The sequence below is a fragment of the Shewanella sp. S1-58-MNA-CIBAN-0166 genome (assembly GCF_040310085.1).
GTDB lineage: Bacteria > Pseudomonadota > Gammaproteobacteria > Enterobacterales > Shewanellaceae > Shewanella.
In genome coordinates this window covers 126963-144598 of record NZ_JBEOPN010000001.1, presented here as the reverse complement: position 1 = coordinate 144598, position 17636 = coordinate 126963, and the positions used below count along the sequence as shown (strand labels likewise).

Genomic DNA, 17636 nt, shown 5'->3' with positions numbered 1-17636 from the left:
AATTAGTTATCCTGACTAGGTGAAGTGGTGCTGTTAGCGGGTGCAGTATTTGTATTTGACGCAGCACTTGTATTAAGTGCACTACCAGTATTAGGTGCACTACTAGTATTAGGTGCTGTACCCGTATTGACAGCACTAGCGGGGCGCGACAGCGGACGATCAATCAATTCGTCTTTATGCCAAAAATCGTAAAAATTAAACCACTGCAATGGTGCCTGTTTGGCAAAGTACTCTAAGCGTTGGCTGTACAATTTCATTGCATCAGTTAAGCGTGCAATGCGCCCTGCTCGCGGGCCTTTTAAACTATCACTTAAGTGTTCGACATGTACTTTATAACGGCCTTGTTGGCGAATGCAAAACATGGTGTAAACCGGACAATTTAACAAGCTAGCAAGAATAAATGGTCCTTGCGGAAACGGCGCTTCATGACCGAGAAAGGGCAGGTAAACCACCCGACCTTGGCTGTTTGATGAGGTGCGGTCGGCTGCAATAACCACTATTTCGCCCATATCAATTTTTTGCTGTAACAGCATAGAAGTACTGGGATCAAGTTCATTAACATGAATAAGATTAAGGCGACTTTGTGGGTTTAGCTGTTGTAATACTTTGTTAAAGTTTTCGGCGTGTTGAGTCAATACCATAACGTTGACTTTTACTTTCTGCTGGTGGATTGAAATTGCACGGCATAACTCTAAATTACCTAAATGCGACACAATCAGCACGGCTCCTCGACCAGAAGCCACTTGGTTTGCCAGAATATGACGATCGTTAAAATCGACTTGATTGAGTTTGATACGATCGCACCAAGCATCAATTCTATCTAGAGCAGCATTACCAAAAGCAATAAAGTGATTTAGACTGTCGCGCCAATGGGTGGGTTGATGTAAATCTGGATGATCTGGAACTTGTTGCTGCACTCGGGTAAGAAAATTCATCGACGCGTGACGAGCAGAAGCACCGGTTAGAAAAAAATAACCAATAACCGGATACATAATGGCTCGGCACAACCAGTGGCCGCCTAATCTATAGCATTCTGCCAGTAATTTTATGCCCCAATAACTGCCACGTTCTCCCATTGATGACCAATGTTGATGGGGGGTGTTTTTATTCAGAATTTGTGGCAAGCGAGTCAACATAGCAAAAAATAACTTAGTGTGCATCCAGCTAATGCGTACATTGTCTTGCAAGCCTTGAAAGTGGCTAATACCGTCTTCTGGGTAGATGACTTTGGTCGGCACATGAACCACTGGAGTACCTTGCCAGTGCAGTTTGACCATGATTTCAATATCAAAGTCCATCCGTTCGCCCAGAGCTTGTTGGCTTAATAACTGCTCGGTTGCCTCTAATGGATAAACCCGAAAGCCACACATAGAATCTTGAATGTCGAGACTTAAGGTTTCAACCCATACCCAAAAATGGGTGATGTAACGGCCGTATAAACGCCCTTTAGGCACCGAGTCATCATAAATCGGTTGGCCAGATATTAATGCCTGTGGCTGTTGTTCTGCAGTCGATATCATTAACGGGATATCGTCTAAATTATGTTGTCCATCAGCATCAACCTGTAATACATGGCTAAAACCATCGCGGTAAGCTTGGCGTAGGCCGCTGGTTACTGCCGCACCTTTACCACGATTAAAAGGATGGTTAATGAGCGTTACCCAGCTAAATTTTTCTGTCATGGCTTGTAAAATATAACGGGTTTCATCTTGACTACCATCATCAACCAAATAACAAGGCAGATTGAATTTTGCCAAGTCAGTTAAGGTTTGTTCAATGGCAATATGATGATTGTAATTGGGAATAACCAAGGCTAGTTTCATGAGGCGATCTCATTGACTGTCGGCGCAGTAGTCACTACTGCTGGCTTAAGCACAATACGGCCAGAGGCAAACCGTTTATCTTGATCCCGATAGCTAAAGATCAGTTTTGCTTTTTGAGGCTGATGTTCAATGACCAAATCAACATAGGTGTTGGGTAAAATGAGTTGCTGAAATTTAAGCACTTCTAATGTGGCCACTTGGGCTGAATAACCAAACGCCTCACAGCCAAGTTTGACCGCCCAATCTAATTGGGTGACACCTGGTAATACGGCTTGCTGAGGAAAATGGCCATCGAAAAAGGCTAAATCTGCACTGACAAATAAACGCCATTGATAGAGATTGTTACCGCCTTCATGGCTAACAATATGCGGTAATTCTGACTTAATCATGACTAAATAAAGCGACAATTTCTGCTTGGGTACGCTTGCCTTGGCTGTTGAGTGGTAAGTGTGCCGGGTAACGCCAGCGTCGTGGTAGGGTGATGCGCTCAAACTGGCTCAATAAATGGTTTTTTAAGGCATTATTAACCGCTAATTTCCCTTCCGCTTTGAGTGTTTGCTGGCCTAATTCGCTTAAACAGACTGCAGCACCTAACATGGTACGCGGTTGTTCTAAAACCGTGACGGCCGCTTCGCTGACAAAAGGATGAGTTTGCAGTAAATGCTCCACTTGCGCTAACGATAAGCGTTTTTCTTCAATTTTTACAATGCGGTCAAGGCGATGCAATAAACGGAACTGGCCATCTGTTAACAATTCAATTTTGTCATCACATTTTAACCATTGAGTTGGATTGTCTAAATAAACAGACTGCAGCATCAGCGCGCCATCTTGCGGGTCCATATCGACATTCACTTGGGTAAATGCTTGCCATGGTTGCATGGGTTGCTGTTGGCGTCGATATCCAATACCGCCGGTTTCAGTGCTGCCAAATATTTCAATGGGCAACTGATTAAAGCATTGTTTAACCGCTTGGGCGGCATCAAAATTTAACGGACCACCAGAGCTGAAAATTAAGCTTGGGATACGTTGTTGTTTTTGATTTTCTAGAGCATCAGGCAAGCGGGTCAATTGAGCTGGACTACTGATTAAACACAAATTTGGCATGATGGCCAAGTAATAGCTTAAGGTTTCAGGAAAGTCGATTTGTTCACTTAAGAATGCTCGGCTTGCGGCCAAAGGCCACAAAATTTTAAACAATAAACCATAGATATGCTGATGTGAAACCGTCGATACCACTGAACAATGAGGCAAATGCTCGGCAAATGTTTGCTCAAGAATACTGACTTCTGCATCCAGTTGTTGCAGTGTTTTTTTGATCGCTTTAGGCAGGCCGCTACTGCCCGAGGTGAATAACACTAATTCACCTAATGACTTGGTTTTAGGCCAAGTTGCTGCGGGTAAACTGAGTTCTTTTTTGAGCGCGATATACTCACGCACCTCACATAACGGCGTGTCGGCAATAATGGCATCAAACTCATGGTTGAGCTCACTCAAGGTGCCGCTTTGGGTGTTGGCAGGCAATATCACTTGTTTACCGGCTAACAAGGCTGCGCATAAACCAGCGGCAAATAAGTCACTGTGCTTTGCAGCAAGCAGCCAGCGCTGAGCATCACTTTGAATCAGCTGAGCATGTAAGTGGGCCACTTGCGCGCAAAACAACGATCCCGTCATGATGTCATGATGGTCAAAGCTGATTAACTGCTGCGTGGCAGGTCCTGTTGATAACCAATTGAGTAAAAGCTTATTCATGTTTTTTCAACCAAAAGCGACGATAAATCCATTCACCACTGAGCAGCAACCCCATAAGCAGGTATGCGATCAGTCCGTTGTAAAGCGTCCATATTTCAATGCTTGTTGCTATGGCGGTATAGGCAGCCACAGCACCATTAACAACAAATAACCCACACCAAAGTTTAGTGATGGTTTGTAAGTAAGATATAGCTGAGTCTGGTAAATCCGGCTCTTTTAAACGTGCCAAGCGCTCAATCATGCTTGGACCATTAATCAGTGAATAACTGAATAATCCCAACATGCTCAGATTTATCACCACCGGATAAAACAGTAACCAGTCGTTACGTTGAGTAATGAAACTGGCCGCGGTTAATCCTATGCCCACCAGTATTGGCAATGTCATGGATTTTACTTGCTGCTTAGTGACCATAAACCGTAGCAATAATAACAAACACAGCAGCAAAGCGATTGTGCCTGGTGGTAAATACTGCAAACCAAAGTACACCGCAATAGGGTAAGCAATAATCACCAAGGTCGTAATAATCTGCAGGATTAACCGCATTAGCTTTTTATTAAGCCTTCTATGGCATCAACGACATCATTGACTGTGCGCACGGTTTTAAATGCTTCTGGCTGAATTTTTTTACCCGTCAGCTGTTGCAATTTAATCACCAAATCTACCGCATCAATGCTGTCTAAATCTAGATCTTCATACAAAGAAGCTTCAAGCGTGATATCTGCTGCCTCTATTTCAAATTCATCAATTAAAATGCCACTTAGCATCTCAAGGATTTGTTCACGATTTTGCATGCTGACTCCTAAACACGTTGAGATTCAATAAAGCTAGCTAAGCTAGCAACACTGAAAAAGTGTGCTTTAGTCGCATCAGAGTTGGCTTCAATTTTGACATCAAACTCTTTCTTAATTGCTAAGCCTAATTCAAGTGCGTCGATCGAGTCTAAGCCCAGACCTTCGCCAAATAAGGCCGCATCGGTTTCTATATCATCGACAGTGACATCTTCTAGATCTAAGCAATCAATGATCAGTTGTTTTATTTGATTGTGTAAGTTCATTTTTTGTCTTTCTTATAAGTATGGCTATCAATGTGACTTGATAGGCTGTTTAAGTGTATCAAGGTAAAATTGCTGTAAGTCGCGCGTCAGCTGTCGAGCCATTTTGGCTTCATTACCTTGTTTAGCATCATACAGCAGGTATGACATGCTTGTGCCAATTTCTACTGACATATTGATGGTTTGCCGTGGAATTTGGTACCAAGATTGTTGCTTGGTTAAGCCTGCAACATCAGTACGTAACACCACGGGTAAAATATCGGTTTTAGTGCGCAAGGCAATATTGGCGGCGCCACGCGCAAAGGAGTTAACAATATTACCGGTTAATGTTCGGGTACCCTCGGGGAAAATAATCAGATTAGTATCGGTGCGCAGCACTTGCTGGCAGTCATGTAATAGCCAATCGGCGCCACGATTAGGGATGTAACCAGCGCTGGCAAGCACGCCGCGAATAAATGGATTACGCCATAAGCTTTGTTTTACAATACAGCCCGCATTAGGCATAAGACTAATCAATACCACCACGTCCACTAATGTCGGATGATTAGCGATGACCACTTTCCCTTTTGTTTGCTGTAGTGCCTCAATATTTTTGGTGCTCACCGCTATCACTCCAGCAAAACTGAGCATGGCAACAAATGCTTTAAACATCCAGCTGACGGCTTTTTGGGCCCGAGCTACGCGCACTGTTTTCTCGCCCGGCCAAAATCGTAATAGCGGTAAAATAGTTAATGAACTCAACAAGCCGCCTAAACCAAAAGCAATATAACAACACACACCACCAACCCAGCGAGGTATATAACGTAAACCGCTGAGTTTTGGGGCTGAGGCTTTTTTTTGCTCAATAGTGTCAGCAGCTTGTGCTGTATGTTGTTGATTAGGCATGATGTTCAAGCGACCAATACCAATGGCATAATTTACCTTGGATATGCTTTTTACTAGCAATATGGTGAATTAATTCGCTCAAGCAGATGTTGTTTTGGTTGTGATTGTCGAGCGGATGATCAGATACGCTAAGGGTTATTCGCTGAGCTGATGCAGGTTGTAAAACGATGTCTGCAAGCTGTTTTTTAGCTTGTTGGGCACGGCTATTGAATGGCGCGAGGTACAAACCTAAGGCCAGGGGCAGCTCGACTTCGTGAGTAAACTCACTGTATACCGGTGGAACCGGATCATCACCAAAAACAACTAATACTGGTTGTGGCGATTGCGCTAATTGCGCGTAGGCTTCAATGAGTGCTTGAGTGAGAGTTTGTTCTCCAGCGGCAATCGATGTAGACGAAGCGGTATTGTTATTAACAATACCAAAAATTCCACTGGCAGTATTATGCACGGATTGGCTAAAAGCCATTGGCGATAACGCCTGTTTTTGAGTGATATCTTTGAGCAAGCCCAAGGTGCGCGTGAGCTCTCCATGGCGAGATGAAAAAATACTGCGGCAATTATTCTGTGGTTGGCATTGATATGCCGCCGTAAGCATCATTTTGGTTAAGCGACTAAAGCGACGACGTTGCATAGCAGGAATATGCTTCAATGCTGGCGAGTCAGACTTAGGTGACGGGTTGCTGTTAGGCTGCTGCCATTGTAACCAACTCTCAGGTGTCTGAAAGTCCGGCGACCATGCGCCCCATGATAGAAGCTCAAATTCTAAATGCACTACATTCCCTCTATAACGGCTTGGCTATCCTTTTCTAAGTGTTAACAATAATTATGTAATAATGAATATTCGTTAACCTTGCTAATTGTACACCTAAGTTAATGTAGATAAGAAGCTGTATGGACGAAAAAGCCTAATAGCTGATTGTTAATTCAACAAAGTGACCATTAAATAAAAAAGCGCGACGGTAACCGTCGCGCTGATAACAGATAGCTTACTAAAATAGCTTTACCGCTTGATGTAAAAGCTTATTTGTTCGCAAAGCTTTGTTGCAATTTTTTGACCGCTTCTTTAATTTTTCGCGTGTTGTCTGGCCCCATACGGATCAACAATTTTTGAGCATTAGGTAATGCTTCAAGGTTTGGATCGACATATTTATAGTTAACACTGATTGACGATAACTCAATAGGGTCTTCAATAATGGGCGCGCTAGCAATCATGCTAAAAGCCTGTTGCATACGCTTATCAAAATCAATATCACTGTAACCGAGTTCAGTAAAGGCTTCGGCAAATAGTGGTTTTAACTCAGTGTAAGTCGCGACTAAATCTTTATCGCTCAAGCCTGCTATAAAATTAGCATACAAATCATAGCGATGATAACCGTCTGGATTAAGATATGTTTTGTTGGTTATTTCACTCACGGTAAATTGCGTGTCAGGGCCTTTTAACGGGCTCGCTTTACGCACAATATCGCCTTGGGCTAGGTTATCAACAAACACCACAAATTGGCGGGCAATATCTTTTTTCAAGATCATCGGCGCTATTTTCATACCGTTGGCTATAGCTAATGTTTTTGCTTCAACAAAATCATCAGACTCAGCTAATGCAGGAAGTGGTTCTGCAACTACAGCTTCCGTAGATGTTTCAGAGTCTCCTGTGGGTACTACATCATCTGTGGTGGTAATGTTTTGCGGTTCTTCAATAGGCGTTTGTTCTATTGGTGTCTCTGGAACTGACTCTGGCAGCTCAACTGGAGCGATAACAACCGGTTCAAATTCTTCAGTGTCATCACTGGTAAAATAGAAATAACTGCTCGCGCCTAACAGGGCGATTACCGCGATAGCGATTAATAGCATGTTAGACCCTGGTTTCTCAGCGGCTTGTGGGGTAATTCGGTCTTCTTCATTAACTTGCATTTCAATTCCTTGGGGTTATTGCTAATCGATATAAATATCTTGGTGGAGTCGAAAAATACTGCATAATATCAATCACATCAGTTATCTTAACCGTTCAGAGCGTCTCAAGCTTTTCAATTCAAGGCGTATTAATATAGGAATGGTTGTTCCCTTTTAAGTTAATGCAACGCAGTACTTGAATGCTTGAAACGCTTCCGAAGGACGGGTTTCTAATTACTTAACTCTGCGCTGCAGCCTTTCAACGTAAATTGGTTATGCTTTCAAACCTTCGCCCTGATTACAGCCATTTGAATTCCCGCTGCACGACCAGATAACGAATACGATTAGTATACCATTCTGCAATATTCAGCAGACTTGTCTAGTGATAACTGATGATAATGAACAATATATTAAGATCTATTTAAGCTTGGACATATTGCTGTCTATCACCTATCCAGCGTTGAATGATAGCATCTACGTTTTGAGGCACTTGCTGGTAAACGTGTGATGCCAATTTTTGGGTTGGGGCAATTAAATGTTGATCACGTATTAGATCAGCTATTTTAAGATCTGCCAAACCGGTTTGTTTGGTGCCAAGCACTTCACCTGGCCCTCGAATTTCTAAGTCTTTTTGAGCAATTACAAAGCCATCATTACTGCTGCGCAGCACACCTAAACGTTTAGTGGCGGTTTGTGACAGTGGCGCTTTATAAAGTAATACACAATGGCTAGCAACAGCACCTCGGCCTACTCGGCCTCTTAACTGGTGCAACTGTGCTAGACCTAATCGTTCAGGGTTTTCGATAATCATTAAACTGGCATTGGCTACATCTACACCGACTTCTATGACGGTAGTCGCGACTAATAAGTTCAACTCACCCGCTTTAAATTGCGCCATAATCGCCTGCTTTTCAGCACTTTTCATTCGGCCATGGATTAAGCCAATTTTGAGCTCAGGTAGTGCAATGGTGAGTTCAGCTGCGGTGTCTTCTGCTGCTTGGCATTCAAGCACCTCAGATTCTTCAATTAACGTACATACCCAATAAGCTTGGCGATTATCGTGTAATGCAGCTTGTTTGACTCGCTCAATCACTTGTTCACGGCGGCTATCGGCAATCGCAACGGTTGTCACTGGGGTGCGTCCTGGAGGAAGCTCGTCAATTACTGAGGTGTCTAAATCTGCATAAGCTGTCATGGCTAAAGTTCGTGGGATCGGAGTGGCCGTCATGATTAGCTGGTGTGGATGAAAACCTTGGCTGACGCCTTTTTCTCGTAATCCTAAGCGTTGATGAACCCCAAAACGATGTTGTTCGTCAATAATGATCAATGCCAGCTTGTTAAACACCACCGCTTGTTGAAATATCGCATGAGTACCGATGACCATTTGTGCCGCACCAGAGGCAATATCTTCAAGGGATTGGGTTCTGGCTTTACCTTTGAGTTTACCCGCCAGCCAGCCGATTTTTAGCCCAAGTGGTTCAAACCAAGTTGCAAAATTAGCTGCGTGCTGTTCAGCCAATAACTCAGTAGGTGCCATCATGGCCACTTGGTAACCGTTTTCAATTGCTTGTAATGCCGCCAGTGCTGCCACTAAGGTTTTACCTGAACCCACGTCGCCTTGAACTAAACGCATCATGGGTGTTGGATGCTGAAGATCTTGGTTGATTTCGGCGACAACTCGTTGTTGTGCGCCTGTTGGCTTAAAGGGCAGTTGCGCTAAAAAAGGACTTAACAATTGCCCGGTAGCAGGCATTGGCACCGCGGCATCTTGATTACTGCGCTGGCGTATTTGCAACATGCTCAGATTATGCGCCAGCAGTTCTTCTTGGATTAATCTTTGTTGTGCTGGATGTTGACCTTGTTCTAATTCAAAAGGGGACACCGAGCTATGGGGACGGTGCAAAATATGCAGTGCATCACGCAGGCTAATATTGTTTGGTTGTAATCCACTGGGAAGCAACTCGGGTAATCCACCCTGGTCTAACATCGCCAAGGCTTGCGCTGTTAGCTTTATCCAACTGGCTTGTTTTACCCCTTCAGTTGTCGGGTAAATAGGCGTCAGCGTGTCGCTTAATGTGACCGATTCACCAGGATGAATAATTTGATATTCTGGGTGAACAATCTCGTTATGATGATTGCCGCGGCGTATTTCACCGTAAGCCCGAATGCTGGCACCATTTTCCATGGCGTTACGTTGCGCCATCGAGAAATTAAAAAAACGTAGGCTCATCATTCCGCTGTGATCACGGACATTACACACTAACATCCGCCGCCGACCTTGCATGATTTGAGTCGACTGAATTTCTGCTTCGATGGTGCCATAACTGCCAGGAGGTAATGCGGCAATAGGATGGATTTGCGTACGGTCTTCATAACGCAGCGGTAAATGAAACAGTACATCTTGTACTGTTTTAATACCTAACTTAGCCAGTTTTTCCGCAACCTTTTTAGCAACGCCTTTAAGGTCGGTGATCGGAACAAGATCCAGTCGTAGCAAATTGTGCTCACCTAAATTGATTATCAAAGATGTAAAAACCATAGCGATTTCAAGCTATCAATCTCGAATCACTGTGATTATATACAGATGTTTAAGGTATCTTAGCAGACTTTGAATACAAGGCAATATTAAGCCGTTAATTACAACCAACCCTTTTGCTTGGCGATTCTGGCAGCATCAATTCGGTTACTGGCATTGAGTTTGCTGATTGCTTCCGATAAATAGTTTCGTACTGTGCCTTCTGCAATAAACAACTGACTGGCAATATCGCTGGTTGATAAGCCTTCGCTTGCCAGGCGCAATGCACGTCTTTCTTTGTCGTTGAGAGGGTCTATTTCACCAATAGCGGTAAAAGCTAATTCTGGATCGATAACCCGTTTACCCGCCATCACTTGTTTAATCGCATTAATTAAGTCATCAGACGGAGCGTCTTTTAATAAAAAACCACCGACACCGTATTCTAATGCGCGTTTGATATAACCGGCTCGGCCAAAGGTGGTCAAAATAATCACTTTGGTCTGGCTGCGCTGTTGTTGTAACCATTGGCTCAGCTCTAAACCTGATTTTCCAGGCATTTCAATGTCGGTGAGCAACAGGTCAAATGAATCTGTTTTAAGTTGTTGCATCGCTTTATCGCCGTCTTCGACTTCGACAATCTCTATTTCATTTAAGCTATCACACGCTAATGTGAGCAACGCGGCGAGGGCACCTCTTACCATCGCTTGATCTTCGGCTAATAGAATTTTCATCTAATGGGCTCACTTAGTGGCAATTGGATACTCACTTTATAATGGGGAATTAATTGATAGTCGATTGTGCCATGTAGCAAGCTTACTCGCTCTTGAATGCCTGTTAATCCGTTGCCTTTGGTGATGATTTTAACCGGCACATTCTCGATAAAGTTGAGTTTGAGCCAGTCTTGGCTTGTTTCAATACACAAGGTGCAATGTGTCGCTTGGCTGTGTTTTATGGTGTTATTAATCAACTCAGTTAGTAGCAAGCTGATTTGCGATTCCATGAGTTCACTGAGTTTAGGGAATGTGCCTTCTATGCTGACAGCAATAGCGTTATCTCTTAACGTGTTGGCTAAGGTGTTTAACGTTTGGGTTAACCCTTGATGTTTATAACCCGATACCGTGTGGCGAATTTGGCTTAAACAGTCTCGAGTTATCACGCTAACTTGATGAATTTGCAGCTGCGCTTGGTCGATTTTACCTGAGGTAATGAGCTTGTCTGCCAGTTCTGCTTTTAAGGCGATGGCGGCTAAGTGATGTCCCATAACATCATGTAAATCGCGGCCAATACGTTCGCGCTCTAATGCGGTGGCTAAATTGGCGACTTCATCTTTTGATTGTTGTTGCTGGCGTTTTATTCGTTGGCGATTTTGTTCAATCACACCAAACACTCCGACACCTAAGCAAATTCCCATACCATAAAAAGTAAAAAAATAGCCTGAGTAACCCACACTGATATCGATGACTAAAAGCAAAATACTCAGTCCGATAAAACTCAATATTGCAGTGCGAAGTGAGTAGAAAAAACCAACAAAGAAGCAGCAAAAACTGAATAGTGATATTGCACCACTGCTGACGAATGACGACGCTATTGCTGTGAAAAACATTAACCCAATGGGTTTGAGGGCTTGCTCTTTGCTACTGTTATAAGCCCAGAAATAACCAATAATAAAGGGCACTAATAATCCGATCGCAATCGTAATCTTTAACCATTGACCGTCCATGAAATACAAGGGAATAAAGTAAAAACCTAAGTTTATGAGGTAAACCCAAGCGGTTCTTTGCTCGTAACTTTTTTCATTATTAGATGATAAACATGATGTCATTGTGCCTCCTAGCGCAGTTAATCATAGAGTAACTGCGCGCTAACTAAAACCTATGCGAGTAATAATTAACTGGTCGATTACTGCTTTACTGTTTGTTGGTTTAACAGATATGTTGCCCATCCATACTGAGGGTCAACCTCAGTGGCGGTTTGCCAATCTTGTAAAGCACCTTTTAAGTCGCCTTGTTCCTGTTTCGCTAGTCCGCGCCAAGTATAGGCTTCTGCATGTCCCCAACAGATTTCGTTACAAGGCTGCTCAAATTGACTAATTGCTTGGGTTGCTAATGTTTGTGACTTATCGAGGCCGCCACCAAATACGCTTGGGGTATAAAATGCATTAATTGCTCGCACTAGGCTGACTCGCGGATTGTTAGGTTCGAGATCGCTTGCTTGTTGTAATAATTGCGCTGTTTTCATTCCTAATACGGCACCTTTGCTATTATCAAACGAGATTTGCATTCCGTATACCGCAGCAAGTAGAGCTTGTTGGTCTGCAGATGGATCTTGGACTAAAAGGGATTCTAATGTGTGCTGGGCATTGTTTAATGAATCTGTAGCGAGTTGACGTTGGCCGATGATGTTGGCTGTAATGGCTAGGCGATAATCAGCATAGGCTTTTTCATAATCAATAGCCTGTTCACTGTATTGACTTAGTTCAGTGATGTTCATGGTATTTGCTGCAGCATCAATATCGCTAATGTAAGCAAAGCTAGTGTGGCTGACTAAGGTTAAGCTGGTGATCAGTAGTAAGGTTTTCATGGCTATCTCCATTTACGTTTCCCCAATCAAGATGTTGTTGGGATAGGTGTAGTATGGCGATAGACGAAGGATATTCTTAGATACAAAGGTCATCAATTGAAGATGACAAATGTCATTTATTTTCAGTAGAGCTTGTTAAATATGAGTGAATATTCAGCATTTTTTATGAAAAGACCGAATCAATATTCGGTCTTTATTGTGAGTAATATTTCCGCTAACTTAAACCACTTGCATCACTAAATAACTGGTGTAGCCAAGGTAACCTGCTAACAGAACACTACCTTCACGACGACCAATACGTAAGCCACTCCAAGCAAACGGTAATACCATGAAGGCAAAAATCAGCATGGCGATAAAATCGATTTCGTTAAATCCGGCCGCGGAAACTGGGTGGATTAATGCTGTTGCGCCTAAAATACCGAGTACGTTGAAAATATTTGATCCAACAACATTACCGATGGCAATGTCGCTTTGACCTTTAAGAGCTGCCATCACCGAGGTGACAAGCTCTGGCATACTGGTACCAATAGCCACAATGGTTAAGCCGATGATGACTTCGCTAATGCCAAACTGTTTGGCTAAATCGACGGCACCATCAACAAATAATATGCCACCACCAACTAACATCGCGATACCAACAATGATTAATGCGATAGATAAGCCAGGGTGTTGCGGGCTGGCATCAACATCCAGATCTTCTGGGTTATTTTTGGCACTAACATAACTAAAAACTAAATAGCCAACAAGCGCGCTGAATAAAATGGCACCGTCGATAAAGCTCACTTCACCATCAAGCAGCAAAAACCACATTAATACTGAAGCGGCAATCATGATAGGGATGTCGCGCTTCACCATTTGAGATTGCACTGTAATAGGGCGAATAAGAGCGGTGATAGCTAGAATTAAACCAATGTTGACAATGTTGGAGCCGACGACATTACCTAAGGCTATACCTGGATTACCTGCTAATGCTGATTTAACACTAACGGCTAATTCAGGGGCGCTGGTACCAAATGCCACAATGGTTAAGCCAATAATAAGTGGGGCAATGCCCAAACGCAGCGCTACGGCACTGGCTCCGCGCACAAGTGCTTCAGCGCCAATGGTTAAAATAATAAAACCGCCGATAATGGATAACGCAATGAACATTCGAGTTTCTGCCTAATAAATGGTGTACAACGATATTGTTAACGCTGCATAGTTAATGGCGGGTATATTGACAGAATATGTCAAAAAAATACACGCATATTGCGTGTATTTTTTGAAGATAGATAATCGTTAGCTGATTATTACAACTCGTCTTCCCAACGTACTTTGGCGCCGCGAACACCGTCTACTTTGGCGGTAAACGCTTTTTCAAGTACGTGACGTTTAATTTTTAACGTCGGAGTTAACACGTCATTCTCAATGGTCCACTCATCATTAACAACGATAATGGCATCAACATGTTCGTGTGACTCTAAATGTGGATTAACACCATCGAGAGTCTCTTTTAACGATGTTCTTACTTCTTCGCGAGGCTGAAGTTTTGAACCTTCTGAAAGCTGCACTAACGCGACCGGATGTGGTAAACCTGAACCGATAACACAAATTAAATCTACATGAGTGTCCTGAGCTAATTTACGTTCAATCGGCACTGGAGCAACATACTTACCTTTTGAGGTTTTGAAATTGTCTTTAACGCGGCCGGTAATGTCGATGTAACCGTCTGCGTCAATTTCGCACAAATCGCCAGTGTGGAAAAAGCCATCTTCAGTAAATGCTGCGGCGGTGGCTTCTTCTTGTAAGTAATAACCGTTCATCAAGCCTGGGCTTTTAACTAATAACTCACCTTCTTCAGTTTGACGTACTAAGCAGCCTTCAACTGGCCGGCCAACCGTGCCGATCTTCTTGGCGTTGAATGGGAAGTTAATTATCGAGTAAGCACAGTTTTCGGTCATTCCCCACGCTTCACAAATATCGATGCCAATGCTGTAATACCATTGAATCAATGATGGTGGGATGGGTGCTGAGCCTGAGCCGTTCAAGCGAGATTGGTCGAGTCCCAAACCTTTCTTAATTTTACGCTTAACAATACTGCTAATGATGGGCAGTTTGAGTAAGGTTTTGAGTTTTTTCTCACCAATCTTGTTGATGATATTTAATTGGAATACTGTCCATAAACGCGGTACCGAGAAAAACACCGTTGGGCGACAGCGTTGAATGTCATCAACAAATGAATCGAGGCTTTCTACAAAAGAAACCGTTGCCCCTGAATAAAATGACGAGCCTTCAATAGCAACACGTTCGGTAATGTGTGCTAGCGGTAAGTACGATAATAGTCGGTCAGTAGTATTGGTTTGTAAATCACGAATCACCGCTTCGCAAGCCCAGCCATAACTGGTAAAGCTTTGAATCGCGCCTTTGGGTTTGCCGGTTGAACCTGAGGTGTAAATCAGTGTCATGACTTGATCTGCAGTTGGGAACGGCTCGTCAACGAGCGGCTGACCCAGCTTTAACAAGTGATCCCAATGATATTGTGCTGGCATGGTGTCATATGGCATGGCTAAACGGAGAATTTCACCGCCAACAGCGGCTTCTTGTTCAGCCCAATGATCGAGTTTACCGGTAAAAATGGCTTTAGCGCCGCTATGTTCAAGTACATAGCGAATAGTTTCTGCATTAGCGGTTGGATAAACAGGCACACTAATGTAACCACCGTACATTAATGCTAAATCGACAATAAACCACTCGGCACAGTTTTTCGACAACACAGCAATTTTATCGCCACGTTCTAAACCTAAATGACGGAGTGAACCTGCAATTTGTTGCATCTTTTGCTGAACTTCACGCCATGTGAAATCAACATATTTACCGTCAATCGGCTGGCGAAGGTAAACTTTGTCACCTTGCGTATCTACCCAATGAGACAACATCTCAACAGGAGTTTTAATTAAATTTTCCATCGACGCTTCCATGTTCTTTATTGTTATTGTGGGTCTCTATAAATTTAGTATGGCCATTTTTGTGCGCTGGCGCAAACAATTGCACAGTATGTGTGCAAGATAACACTATAAACACGTTAGCAGAATCTACTGAATAAACAATAGATATTGAGCAAATACTCTACTAAGTAAAACGGATAGACGATTCGTTGCAGAAATTGAATTCACTAACTGATTGATGCCACATTTCATCAGAATGAGCACTTCTGTTTAAAGTATTAAATGCTTGTAGCGATGATTTTGTATCTATTTAACCTATTTTTTGCGGCGATACCAGTACTGATAAAGCCCAGTAAAAGCCAATGTCATTAGTATTAAGCTGACAATACACCAAATGCTCCGCGTGAATTATCCACCGGAAAAACCGAAATAAAGTTTATCAACGCTGTCTAAAAGCCCGTAAGAGTAACCGCTGAACAAATGGCTTGTTTCGCTAAAGATAATCCTGCAAGTGCTGAGATAATCTCTTGCAGCTAGACGTCTTTTAATTGCGTATCGGTTATAACTGAAACAGATTGAGAAAATCTCTGAGATGGCTAAATCTTAACGTGATTCGCCGCTAGCTGATTGAGCGATATAGTTAGCAATGTCACTGCCTTTTACTTCAATTGTTTCGATATTTTCTTTTTTAGTATTTTCATCAGGCACTGTCTCGGCGGCAATGGCCTGTTGAGTTAAACTGATAGTACATAACACGGTTAAGGTGATTTTTCTGATTTCAAGGTGTGATCATTTTGTACTGCGATGAACGAATCCATTTTCTGGGTGTTAGCAAAGTCAGTTTTTGTAGCTAAACTATTCAATCGCTGAGAATTAATTGCTAGGAGATGCCGTCGCTGAGTGTTTAGCAGATGGTCGTGTAGCTATTCACTGATGATGATTTTGGGGCGAAGATAATCTTCTTTTTATTGGTATTAATGTGGTCAGCTAATAATAAATAAGGCGCTATTAGCGCCTTATTTATTATACCGTTAAATTAATTTATACAATTAAATCATACTGCTCACGTAGCACTTTAATAATGTCCGCTTTTGGGTTGGCTGGTAATGGAATACTTGAACCAGTGACTTTTTCTGCCACACCAATATAAGTGCGCGATACATTCATCATCGCGTCTAATGGTAAGTCGTTGTCACGAGCAAGTGCTTCACGCTCTGGCATTCTGTCTTTGTTTAGCAAAATGTCGGCATCGTCAAAATGATTCAGTAAGAACTGGCGGAAGCCTTCTTTTGAGTTTTCAACAATCTTGCCCTCTCGATAAGCGGCCCCGTCCCAAATGCGTGATGAGTCAGGCGTACCGACTTCATCCATGTAAATCAGTTTTGATTGGCCATTTTTGTCATTGACATAGCCAAACTCAAACTTAGTATCGACAAACACTTGATCAAGCTTTGCTAGCGCATCTGAAATTACTTTAAAGCCTTGCTTTAGCAAGGTTTCATACAAGTCGATATCTTGTGGTTTTTCAAATCCAAAGGCTTGGTAGTTAGCTTCAATATCGCTACGGCTAATGTTAACGTCATCTTGCGCAGGCACGCCCGGGATACCGGTTAAAATACCTTTGGTTGACGGGGTGATCAGTAACTCTGGCAGTTTTTGATCTTTGCTTAACCCTTCTGGCAAGGTGATACCGCAAAATACCCGTTCGCCTTTTGAATAAGCACGCCACATTGAACCGGTAATGTATTGGCGACAAATCGCTTCTACTTTAATTGGGCGGGCTTTTTGCACTATCCATACAAAAGGGTGCGGAATATCTAGAATGTGGCTGTCAGCTAAACCATTTTCGGCGAATAAACCAAACCAATGATTTGAAATCGCATTCAGTGCAGCGCCTTTACCTGGAATACCCTGCAAGTTACCTTCGCCATGAAAAATACAATCGAACGCCGAGATCCTGTCGCTGATCACCATAATTGCTAGCGGAGTATCTTCAGGTACATCGTAACCTTTGTCGCGGATTAAGCGGCGACTGTCTGTGTCGGTTAACCAGTAAACACTGCGTACTTTGCCACTGTGGACAGGCTTGTCGGTACGGATAGGTAAATCATTGTTCACGGCAAGAACGGAATCGGCAAGATTCATGCGAGTGTTCCTTAGGTAGTAGGGTACATAGGTTTTTATGGCGGCTATTTTACCTGCATTCAAAGCGTTTGCACGA

The 17636-nt window shown here is 42.9% G+C and carries 17 protein-coding genes; all 17 read right to left on the bottom strand.

Annotated features, from left to right (window positions below):
* Positions 1 to 2: 2 nt before the first annotated feature.
* Positions 3 to 1823: a glycosyltransferase family 2 protein gene (locus tag AAEY99_RS00645; protein ID WP_101084960.1), complete on the bottom strand. Its 1821-nt coding sequence runs from the start codon at positions 1821 to 1823 to the stop codon at positions 3 to 5.
* Complete coding sequence (locus tag AAEY99_RS00640) at positions 1820 to 2212, bottom strand: ApeI family dehydratase (RefSeq protein ID WP_101084961.1); 393 nt, start codon at positions 2210 to 2212, stop codon at positions 1820 to 1822. The genes AAEY99_RS00645 and AAEY99_RS00640 overlap by 4 nt, the downstream gene beginning before the upstream one ends.
* Entirely contained in the window at positions 2205 to 3572 is a 1368-nt protein-coding gene (locus AAEY99_RS00635) for an AMP-binding protein (protein ID WP_101084962.1), read from the bottom strand. The genes AAEY99_RS00640 and AAEY99_RS00635 overlap by 8 nt, the downstream gene beginning before the upstream one ends.
* Positions 3565 to 4116, bottom strand: a complete 552-nt coding sequence (locus tag AAEY99_RS00630; protein WP_101084963.1) for a COG4648 family protein — start codon at positions 4114 to 4116, stop codon at positions 3565 to 3567. Before AAEY99_RS00630 ends, AAEY99_RS00635 begins: the two co-directional genes overlap by 8 nt.
* On the bottom strand, positions 4116 to 4364 hold the full coding sequence (locus AAEY99_RS00625) for an acyl carrier protein (protein ID WP_101084964.1): 249 nt from the start codon (positions 4362 to 4364) through the stop codon (positions 4116 to 4118). The genes AAEY99_RS00630 and AAEY99_RS00625 overlap by 1 nt, the downstream gene beginning before the upstream one ends.
* 8 nt (positions 4365 to 4372) lie before the next feature.
* Complete coding sequence (locus tag AAEY99_RS00620) at positions 4373 to 4627, bottom strand: phosphopantetheine-binding protein (RefSeq protein WP_101084965.1); 255 nt, start codon at positions 4625 to 4627, stop codon at positions 4373 to 4375.
* Positions 4628 to 4654: 27 nt separating this feature from the next.
* The gene (locus AAEY99_RS00615) at positions 4655 to 5509 is read right to left on the bottom strand and encodes a lysophospholipid acyltransferase family protein (protein WP_162022129.1); all 855 of its coding nucleotides are present in this window, start codon (positions 5507 to 5509) and stop codon (positions 4655 to 4657) included.
* Complete coding sequence (locus AAEY99_RS00610; RefSeq protein ID WP_101084967.1) at positions 5502 to 6281, bottom strand: beta-ketoacyl synthase chain length factor; 780 nt, start codon at positions 6279 to 6281, stop codon at positions 5502 to 5504. The genes AAEY99_RS00615 and AAEY99_RS00610 overlap by 8 nt, the downstream gene beginning before the upstream one ends.
* A gap of 248 nt (positions 6282 to 6529) precedes the next feature.
* Entirely contained in the window at positions 6530 to 7417 is an 888-nt protein-coding gene (locus AAEY99_RS00605) for a DUF3014 domain-containing protein (protein WP_351008528.1), read from the bottom strand.
* 400 nt (positions 7418 to 7817) lie between these two features.
* The gene (gene recG / locus AAEY99_RS00600; RefSeq protein WP_351008525.1) at positions 7818 to 9893 is read right to left on the bottom strand and encodes an ATP-dependent DNA helicase RecG; all 2076 of its coding nucleotides are present in this window, start codon (positions 9891 to 9893) and stop codon (positions 7818 to 7820) included.
* A 140-nt stretch (positions 9894 to 10033) separates the two neighbouring features.
* Positions 10034 to 10642, bottom strand: a complete 609-nt coding sequence (locus AAEY99_RS00595; protein WP_162022132.1) for a response regulator transcription factor — start codon at positions 10640 to 10642, stop codon at positions 10034 to 10036.
* The gene (locus AAEY99_RS00590; protein WP_351008522.1) at positions 10639 to 11733 is read right to left on the bottom strand and encodes a sensor histidine kinase; all 1095 of its coding nucleotides are present in this window, start codon (positions 11731 to 11733) and stop codon (positions 10639 to 10641) included. The genes AAEY99_RS00595 and AAEY99_RS00590 overlap by 4 nt, the downstream gene beginning before the upstream one ends.
* 77 nt (positions 11734 to 11810) lie before the next feature.
* Positions 11811 to 12491, bottom strand: coding sequence for a tetratricopeptide repeat protein (locus AAEY99_RS00585; protein ID WP_162022134.1), 681 nt, complete (start codon positions 12489 to 12491; stop codon positions 11811 to 11813).
* A gap of 219 nt (positions 12492 to 12710) precedes the next feature.
* Positions 12711 to 13640, bottom strand: a complete 930-nt coding sequence (locus AAEY99_RS00580; RefSeq protein ID WP_101084972.1) for a calcium/sodium antiporter — start codon at positions 13638 to 13640, stop codon at positions 12711 to 12713.
* Between the two features lie 140 nt (positions 13641 to 13780).
* Entirely contained in the window at positions 13781 to 15436 is a 1656-nt protein-coding gene (locus AAEY99_RS00575; protein WP_101084973.1) for an AMP-binding protein, read from the bottom strand.
* A gap of 582 nt (positions 15437 to 16018) precedes the next feature.
* The gene (locus tag AAEY99_RS00570) at positions 16019 to 16171 is read right to left on the bottom strand and encodes a hypothetical protein (RefSeq protein WP_157822756.1); all 153 of its coding nucleotides are present in this window, start codon (positions 16169 to 16171) and stop codon (positions 16019 to 16021) included.
* A 285-nt stretch (positions 16172 to 16456) separates the two neighbouring features.
* The gene (locus AAEY99_RS00565; RefSeq protein WP_350998612.1) at positions 16457 to 17560 is read right to left on the bottom strand and encodes a phosphoribosylaminoimidazolesuccinocarboxamide synthase; all 1104 of its coding nucleotides are present in this window, start codon (positions 17558 to 17560) and stop codon (positions 16457 to 16459) included.
* Positions 17561 to 17636 lie beyond the last annotated feature (76 nt).